The organism is Rhizobium aethiopicum, from assembly GCF_014197535.1.
Classification (GTDB): Bacteria; Pseudomonadota; Alphaproteobacteria; order Rhizobiales; family Rhizobiaceae; genus Rhizobium; species Rhizobium aethiopicum_A.
Map to the genome: position 1 here is coordinate 25,251 of NZ_JACIFV010000044.1, position 8,064 is coordinate 33,314.

The following is an 8,064-nucleotide window of genomic DNA, read 5'->3' on the forward strand; positions in this document are numbered from 1 at the left end:
AGGGTGGGAAATGGCTGTTTTTACCGAGCTTTCTGACGAAGATCGCCAACTCATTACCGCGGCTTATGGTTTTACGTCGCTTCTGTCGGTGATTGGCATTGCGGACGGCGACTCCGAGACGACCTATCTGTTTCGGGCGAGGGAAGGCGAATTCATCGTTACCCTTTTCGAGAACGGAGCCCAACCTTCAGATCTGGAAAGGGCCTTCGAAACCATGGAGGCGCTTTATCGACATGGCGTCCCCTGCCCGAAGCCGCTCCGCACTGTCGACGGCCACGCCACGTCTCGGGCCGCAGGTCGATTGGTTGCCATCGTCAGCTTCGTACCCGGCGCCTCACCCACATTTGCAAACCCGGCAAAATGCCTCAGCCTGGGCCGCGTGATGGCTGAAATGCACACTGTCTTAGAACGAAAAGCGAACCGCAAACCGACGGATCTTCCCACTGGCGCAATTCATGGCGCATTGGTACAGGAGAACGTCTTTTTCCTCGGAGAAGAAGTCAGCGGGGTCATCAACTTCAGGCTTCGGCACGAGGATGCGCTCGTGTCGGAGCTTGCTGATGCGCTTGTAGGTTGGGCGGGCGAAATCAACGGAGAGCTGAACAAAGAGCGGGCGCGAGCGCTGCTGAACGGTTATCAGGGAGTCCGCGGCCTGACTGATGCGGAAAAGAAGGCGCTGCCAGGATTCATAATGGCTTCGACATCGAGGCGTTTTTCGAGCAAGAAGGAAAGAACATTACTACCGGAAATCGCCGTGTTAGCTTATCGGTCCCTAACCCCCGACATTCTAGGTTAAGCGACCCGACTCAATCTCCATGAAATATCTTCTCGATCGAACTGACGAACAGATACTTGTCGAATTGAAGGCCAACGCCCGTATCTCGCACGCGGATTTGTCGGCGAAGGTGAACCTTTCTCGCAACGCCGTGCGGGTGCGAATCGAACGTCTCGAACGAGAAGGCTTCATCAAGGGATATACAATCCTCACCGGGGATGGAGGGAATAGCCAAAACGTCACAACCGCATTGATTTTCGTCTATCGGCAGGATCGCATGCGGGGCGGCGAAGTCATTCAGGCGCTACGGAAGATCCCAGAAGTCGTTGCTTGCGACGTTATGACCGGTGATTTCGATCTCCTCGTGCGGGTCGAGTCTTCCGAGGCCGACCGCATCCGCCAGATTTGGCAATTGATTGCCGAGATGCCTGGCGTGCGCGATACGCTGACTGCGTTCGCCCTATCCTCTGTAATCCGCAGATAATCCGGTGTGATCGGTCAAAAGGGGCAAGTGTCCGCCCCAACAGCAACCCCAGGGCCAAATTCAATTGTCGGACCATGCTGCTCCTGATGAGCACGCACAAAATTGCGCCACCATCCGCTCCATGCGGGGGGATGATCATTCCGGCGAGCAGGCCCAATTCGAGCTGTTGCTCACATGACGGAGCTTCGAATGAAGACGCTCCCAGACTGGCGAATGGCCTGTCATTGTCACGCGGACTGCCTTGCGGATCATATGTCGAAGCCCACGTCTTCGGCTCCGGAGTTCGTGTCATCACCCTCACATCGGCGGAGCGCAACGCTTCTCCGCCGATTTACGGCTCGTTGATGTCCAGGCCGATCGGTCGCTACGCGCGTACCGGAGGCGGCGGAGCTGGTTAGTTCACCGTGACGTAGATCTTCCGAACCGTTTCCACGGTGCGCCAGGTGCCGATGAATCCGGGTTTCATCACGAAACTATCGCCTGCTTTGTAGGTAACCGGTTCACCACCGTCCGGGGTGATTTCCACGACGCCTTGAAGGATGTGGCAGAATTCGAATGTCTCTCCCTTGACGGAGCGCGTCAGGCCCGGTGTCGCTTCCCAGACGCCGGTGTGAATCATGTCGTCTCGCGCAACGTCCTGGGGCCAGCTCTTGAAAGAAGGATTGCCGGAGATCAGGCGTTCCGGGCCCGGCTTTGACTCACGTGGTGTTTCCGTGCTGTTGGGTACTATGGTCTTGAGGAGGGACATATTTTCTCCTTGCTCTCCTGGTTGCAGCTTCAATAACCGCGGTCGCGATCGACGAGCCCGATCGGGTCTAGACCGTTGCGAAGGCGTTTGATGTTGTCGATGACGGCGCCAGCCGCCGTCTCTGCTTGCGTGACGCTTGCGACGTGCGGCGTCAGGATGATCTTCGGATGCCTCCAGAAACCATGTTCGGGGGGCAGGGGTTCAGGTTCGGTGACATCGATGACCGCACCCGACAAATGTCCATCATCGAGAGCCGCAAGCAGCGCGTCATGATCGAGTTGCGCGCCGCGCCCCACGTGGACGAGCGCCGCGCCCGCTGGAAGGGTCGCGAAGACCCCGGCGTCGAGTAGTCCTTGCGTCTCTTTGGTCAGCGGCAGGAGACAGATCAGGATGTCGGTGCGCGCAAGGAACGGCGTAAGCCCCTCCGGCCCGTGATAGCAATCAACACCATGCACTTGTCGTACCGAGCGGCTCCAGGCCGCAAGCGGAAAGCCGAAGGGTTTCAGTCGCTCAATAACGGCCTGGGCGAGCATGCCAAGGCCAAGGATGCCGATCCGCTGCTGGCCAGCTTGTCGCACAGGTAGTGGGAGCCAGGCGGCTTCAGCCTGCTGTTCGATATAGGCCTTCAACTTGCGGTGCAGGACGAGCACGGCGAGCGTGACATATTCTTGCATCATCCGCACGATACCGTCCTCGACCATCCGGACGAGCATGACGTTTGGCGGAAGCGATTCTGGCTTGAACTGATCGACGCCGGCGCCGATCGAGAAGACAACCTTCAAGTTCCTGAAACGACGGAGATCGGGCGGTGCTGTCCACGTGAGAATGTAGCGGATTTCGTCCGGATTGCGATCCGAAATATCCATCACGAAGGGCAGATCGGGCAGGTCGCGTGCAAAAGCCTCGGCGAAGACGCGGCCTCTTTCTCGATCCGAATTGAACCAGAAAACCATGAAGCTCTCCTACTGCTGCAGCGTATTGGCGAGCCGCAGGATCATCTCTTCGCAGGCAGCCAGTTCGTCGAGGCGAATGAACTCGTCAGCACGGTGGGCGCGGGAGATGTCCCCGGGACCACAGATGATCGCGTCGATGCCGGCTGCCTGATAGAGTCCAGCCTCGGTGCCGTAGCTGACGGCAGCCAAAGTCTGCGCTGAGGTCAGCTCCTCCATCAGCCGAGCGAGCGGCCTGTCCGCATCAAGCGAAAGCGCCGGATAGGTGCTGCTGGTTTCCCACGTGACGCGGAAACCGTCTTTCGCCAAAGCCTCGGCCGTTGCCTTGATCTGTTCCAGGAGAACTGTTGGCGATACGCCGGGCACGGCGCGGGCTTCCAATTCCATGATGCAGACATCCGGGATGATGTTGACGCTGCGTCCGCCTGTGATCGTTCCGATCTGCAGCGTAGAATACGGCGGCTCGAAGCTCTGATCCGAGGCGCTGTCTCGCAAGGCATCAACGGTCTTCAGCGTCGCAGTCATCACCGCAGTCATGGCGTGAATGGCGTTCAGGCCCTTATCAGGGCGCGACGAATGACCGGTCGTGCCATGGATCTCGATGCGGGCGGCGGCCTTTCCCTTGTGACCGCGGATCGCCACCATACTGCTTGGTTCACCGATGATTGCTCCCAAAGGAGGAGCGCACAGGTTCCCGATCTGCTGCAACATATGCGGTACGCCGCGGCAGCCAGCTTCCTCGTCATACGAAAAGGCGAAGTGAATCGGGCGCCTCAATGGCATTTTTGCTATAGCGGGAAGTCCGGCAAGCGCGGCGGCAAGAAACCCCTTCATATCAGAGGCGCCCCTGCCAAAAAGCCGATCTCCCTCAGCCCGCAGGCGGAAGGGATCCGACGTCCAAGTCCGTTCGGAGGCCGAAACGACATCCATATGCCCTGAAAGGATGTAGCCGGGCTCATCTTTCGGGCCGATAGTGGCGAACAGATTTGCCCTATCCCCTTCCGGACCCGGCAAGACAGTCACGATGGCGCCATGACTTTCGAGATAGGTCTTCACCCAGGTGACGATGTCGCCATTCGGAGTCCCGACGATGGACGGAAAACCGACCAGCTGCTCCAGTATGTCCTTAGCATTCATCGCAGGTTCTCCATCACGTGTAGGGCACAACGTCGTACTGGCGCCCACTGGCCGCATGGCAGGCTCCGTTCGAGCAGCGGTCGCGGGGTCATCGTTCGGGGATCCCTTCCCGGTCTGGGGCGGCCAAATCGGCCGGCGCATTCTCGGTATCCGGTTTCCACCCGCACCCGCTGAATACTGCCCAGGCGAGCCCCTCGGGCTGATAAGCCAACGTCGCCAGCTCCATGAATCCGTTCTCCAACCTAATCTCACCTTGTCGCCGAAGCCTAAAGATGACAATTAATCCCAGATGAATAATCACTTCAGGTAGAGGTTAATGCTCACGTCCGACGATCTTGCCTTCTTTTCGGTCCTCACCACCTCCAAATCCCTCGCTGAAAGCGCGAGAAAGCTGAACGTCACCCCTCCGGCGGTAACCCAGCGCCTGCGCGCGCTTGAAGAGAAAGTCGGGGTAAGGCTGATCGACCGCTCCGGGCGCCACCTGCGTCTTACCGAAGAGGGCTCATTGGTCGCTTCCCACAGCGTCATCGTCAGCGATGCCATAGACTCGCTTACCGAAGCCCTGGCTGATCGCAAGGGTGCGGTCCGCGGGCACCTCAGGGTCGCAGCACCTCACGGTTTTGGTAGGATCTACGTGGCCCCGGTCGTGGAGGCGTTTGCTCGAGAGCATCGTGGTGCCACCGCTACCCTGCAACTGTCCGATCACCCCACGGCATTGATCGTCGACAGCTATGAGGTAGTTGTTCACATCGGGGCGTCCGCGCATCTGGATCAAGTCGTGACGACGCTGGCGCCGAACGACCGGATTCTGTGCGCAAGTCCCGAATACCTCGCTTCGGCTGCGCCCATTTCCACGCCCGCCGACCTGGCGCGACATCGCTGCCTTGTCGTTCGCGAGAATGAGGAGGACGTAACGCTCTGGCGGTTTAAGGGATCACGGCAGGAAAGTGCGACAGTGCGCGTCAACCCCGTCATGTCGAGCAATGATGGCGCCGTTATTCGGGATTGGGCGCTGGCCGGTCAGGGCGTCATGATGCGCTCCGAATGGGCCGTTGCAGAAGACCTCGCCGACGGACGGCTGAGGCAGGTACTTCCCAATTGGAAGCTGCCGTCGGCCGATATCGTCGCCATCCTCGGATCGCGGCACGGACGAAGTGCGCGCACTGCCGCTTTCCTGACAATGCTTCGTCAGTCGCTGAAACCACTGCCCTGGAGCGCCGATGCTGCGGAGAAGCCTGGTCAATAACCGAGGATCGACTTCGTTTCGAGATACTCTTCAAGCCCGTATACGCCATACTCGCGGCCGTTGCCCGACCGTTTGTAGCCGCCGAAGGCGGCCGCTCCGTCCCAAGCCGGATAGTTGATATGGACCTGACCGGCACGGATGCGAGTGGCGACCCGGCGTGCCCGCTCCGGGTCTGAAGACTGAACATGGGCGCCCAATCCATAGACGGTGTCGTTGGCAATCGCGATTGCCTCTTCCTCGTCTTTGTAGGGGATGATCGAAAGGACGGGACCGAAGATTTCTTCACGAGCAATCCGCATGTGGGGCGTCACCGCGGAAAAGATTGTCGGTTGCGTGAAAAAGCCGGTATCAAGGCCGGCCGGCCGACCCAACCCGCCGCACAGCAGTTTGGCGCCGTCATCAATACCGGCCTGGATCATGACCTGTACCCTCTCGAACTGAGCACGATTGGCGATGGGGCCCATGTCCGTCGCCGGATCAAGCGGCGCGCCGACGCGGATGGCACGCGCAGTGGCGCTAGCCAACTCCTCGACTTCGCCGAGCCGATGTGCGGGCACGAGTATGCGCGTCGGGGCGCTGCACGACTGGCCGACATTGCGCATTCCGGCGAGCACGCCCTTCGCTACCGCCTCGCCGAAGTCGGCATCGTCGAGAAAAATGTTCGGTGACTTGCCGCCCAGTTCCTGCACCACCCGCTTCACCGTCGGTGCGGCCGCCTGCGCGACAAGCACCCCTGCGCGTGTGGAACCGGTGATCGAAATCATGTCGACCTCCGGATGGCTGGCAAGCGCTGCGCCTACGCTCTCGCCAGTGCCGTTGACCAGATTGAATACGCCCGGCGGAGTGCCGGCATCATGCATCAGTTGGGCAAAGAGCAGAGCGCTATAAGGTGACAGCTCACTGGGCTTGAGGACGATGGTGCAGCCTGCTGCGATCGCGGGAGCGACCTTAGCCGTGATCTGGTAAAGTGGCCAGTTCCAGGGTGTGATCAACGCACAAACCCCGATCGCTTCCTTCGCGGTTGCGGTGCGCCCATCAACCGTGGTGAATTGGTACTTCTCGAGAATCTCCATCTGGACACGGATGTGCTCGGCAGCAAAAGGAACCTGGGATGTCCGCGCGAAGCTGATCGCCGCCCCCATTTCCACGACGAGCGCTTCCGCGAACGTATCCGCTCTTTCTTTCAGGAGAGAATGCATCCTGCCGAGCAGACCAAGCCTCTCGGAAACAGATGCTTGAGAGAAAACCGGGAATGCTTTGCGGGCAGCTGCAACCGCGAGATCAACGTGATTAGCACCGCCCGCAGCAATTTGCCCAACAACCTGCTCGGAGGTGGGATTGACCACAGGCAAACGGGTTACATCCACAGCTTCCTGCCACTTCCCACCAATGTAGAACTGGCTCTCGCGTCCGGTCAGCATCATTTCACCTCGCTTCACGACATTGCGGCCATTGGACCTGCCATGCATAAGCATGCCCGGAAAGACCGGAAGATGACATTTAGGAGGACTGAATGTTTGCTTAAGAGAGGTGTTAACCACGAAGGCGCTCACACCGGCTGAACCTTGCGCGCCGCGGCACCTAAAGTTGGCAAGAAGCTCTTACGTTTTCTGGTTCTCCAGTTCGTCGCCACCTACCGATGCGTACCTCGGAGGAAATATTGCGCAGCCGGCTTTATTGCCGACGTGCTCGGCGGACGAACGCCTTAAACCACCGAAGCTGACTCGCCGGCGTTCGGCTGGGAAACATCATCGCTGCCAATCCCGACGTCATCGTCGTCGCGCAAGGCAATAGCTGACCGAGCGGCGACGCAGGTCAAGATCCAGTGCGTGGTCGAAGGCTTCTAAATCATCGCGATCAGTTACTATCTGCCGGGCTTGCTGAAGTTTATATATGAGACAGCGGACCATGCAGGGCTCCGTAGTGATCCGATAATCCTGCTTATTGCCGTTCCCCTGGTTTGGGAGCCGTGCGATCGCCACCCTCCTCGTCAAGCATGCCCTGAAGCAGGGAGCGAGAGCTAAGGCGGCGCTTACAGAGCCGCGGGTCGCGCCAACGCGGGCGCCGACGATTTCGCGTTTTTCGATCAACTGAAGTAGAGTCCACACTCAGCCACACGAAGAGGTCCCGCAACTGGTGACCTTGTGCCTACTAGGCAATGACGTGGGAATTAGTCGTCCGGTTCCCTTTTCGTCCAGTTGAAAGGAATCGAACGTCAGATCCGTCGCCGCAAATAGTTATGTGTTTGGCATTCGGTAATTTTTCCGTTCGTCGACACTCAGCCACTTCCAGTCGATACTTTATGCGATCATTTTAGCCCAGACCGTGAACATTCTTGCAACACGGCGTCCACGAGGCTCCGTGAACAGCGGCTCGCTTCGGACGGCCGCCTCGGCGCCACCCACCACGTGGATGGCCGGCATCCGAAACTCTGCGCCGAAGCAGACTCAGAGCGAAGCCGTGGTGGCCGCTTTGCGTCTCCGGCCCTTAAGATAGGTCGAGCGGAATGTCCAAAGCCGACGTTCCGCTGGACGCCTGAGTCACCTCCTGTATGGGCGGTAAGCAGCCATTCCGGACGCCAAACCATAGTACCTGCTTTGTCGCGCAGCCGAAACAAGCGAGGCTCTAAATGTGAGCTTTCGGGAGGTTGTCCATTCGGAGCGGATCGAGGAGACTGGAGCTACCACATCTCGAGTCGGAGGGATCGCCGCGAATGAACATTCA

Annotated in this window: 7 protein-coding genes and 1 pseudogene; 4 read left to right on the plus strand and 4 right to left on the minus strand. The window is 59.2% G+C overall.

Features of this window, described 5'->3' with window-relative positions; translation table 11 throughout:
• Window positions 1-10: 10 nt before the first annotated feature.
• On the plus strand, window positions 11-796 hold the full coding sequence (locus tag GGD53_RS30390) for a homoserine kinase (protein WP_184460414.1): 786 nt from the start codon (window positions 11-13) through the stop codon (window positions 794-796).
• Between the two features lie 19 nt (window positions 797-815).
• Window positions 816-1,259, plus strand: a complete 444-nt coding sequence (locus GGD53_RS30395; protein ID WP_184460415.1) for an Lrp/AsnC family transcriptional regulator — start codon at window positions 816-818, stop codon at window positions 1,257-1,259.
• Window positions 1,260-1,653: 394 nt separating this feature from the next.
• On the opposite strand, the gene GGD53_RS30400 is transcribed toward GGD53_RS30395, so the two are convergent.
• The 3 genes from GGD53_RS30400 to argE are packed head-to-tail and all read right to left on the minus strand — an operon-like array spanning window position 1,654 to window position 4,094.
• A complete protein-coding gene (locus GGD53_RS30400) occupies window positions 1,654-2,007 on the minus strand; it encodes a cupin domain-containing protein (protein ID WP_184460416.1) in 354 nt (117 codons plus the stop codon).
• 29 nt (window positions 2,008-2,036) lie between these two features.
• Window positions 2,037-2,960: a 2-hydroxyacid dehydrogenase gene (locus GGD53_RS30405; RefSeq protein ID WP_184460417.1), complete on the minus strand. Its 924-nt coding sequence runs from the start codon at window positions 2,958-2,960 to the stop codon at window positions 2,037-2,039.
• Between the two features lie 9 nt (window positions 2,961-2,969).
• On the minus strand, window positions 2,970-4,094 hold the full coding sequence (argE, locus tag GGD53_RS30410; RefSeq protein ID WP_184460418.1) for an acetylornithine deacetylase: 1,125 nt from the start codon (window positions 4,092-4,094) through the stop codon (window positions 2,970-2,972).
• 316 nt (window positions 4,095-4,410) lie between these two features.
• On the opposite strand from argE, the gene GGD53_RS30415 reads away from it, so the two are divergent.
• On the plus strand, window positions 4,411-5,340 hold the full coding sequence (locus GGD53_RS30415) for a LysR family transcriptional regulator (protein ID WP_184460419.1): 930 nt from the start codon (window positions 4,411-4,413) through the stop codon (window positions 5,338-5,340).
• On the opposite strand, the gene GGD53_RS30420 is transcribed toward GGD53_RS30415, so the two are convergent.
• Window positions 5,334-6,761 (minus strand): aldehyde dehydrogenase family protein, encoded by a 1,428-nt coding sequence (locus GGD53_RS30420; RefSeq protein WP_184460420.1) that lies wholly within the window; start codon window positions 6,759-6,761, stop codon window positions 5,334-5,336. The genes GGD53_RS30415 and GGD53_RS30420 overlap by 7 nt on opposite strands.
• A 363-nt stretch (window positions 6,762-7,124) precedes the next feature.
• On the opposite strand from GGD53_RS30420, the pseudogene GGD53_RS32445 reads away from it, so the two are divergent.
• Window positions 7,125-7,347, plus strand: a pseudogene (locus GGD53_RS32445) (DUF3422 family protein); the annotation flags it as partial.
• Window positions 7,348-8,064: the final 717 nt, after the last annotated feature.

Excerpts from the sequence above, each read along its gene's own strand:
- GGD53_RS30420 (WP_184460420.1), bottom strand. The coding sequence starts at position 6,761 with ATGCTGACCGGACGCGAGAGCCAGTTCTACATTGGTGGGAAGTGGCAG.
- GGD53_RS30415 (WP_184460419.1), top strand. The coding sequence starts at position 4,411 with ATGCTCACGTCCGACGATCTTGCCTTCTTTTCGGTCCTCACCACCTCC.
- GGD53_RS30390 (WP_184460414.1), top strand. The coding sequence starts at position 11 with ATGGCTGTTTTTACCGAGCTTTCTGACGAAGATCGCCAACTCATTACC.
- argE (WP_184460418.1), bottom strand. The coding sequence starts at position 4,094 with ATGAATGCTAAGGACATACTGGAGCAGCTGGTCGGTTTTCCGTCCATC.
- GGD53_RS30400 (WP_184460416.1), bottom strand. The coding sequence starts at position 2,007 with ATGTCCCTCCTCAAGACCATAGTACCCAACAGCACGGAAACACCACGT.
- GGD53_RS30405 (WP_184460417.1), bottom strand. The coding sequence starts at position 2,960 with ATGGTTTTCTGGTTCAATTCGGATCGAGAAAGAGGCCGCGTCTTCGCC.
- GGD53_RS30395 (WP_184460415.1), top strand. The coding sequence starts at position 816 with ATGAAATATCTTCTCGATCGAACTGACGAACAGATACTTGTCGAATTG.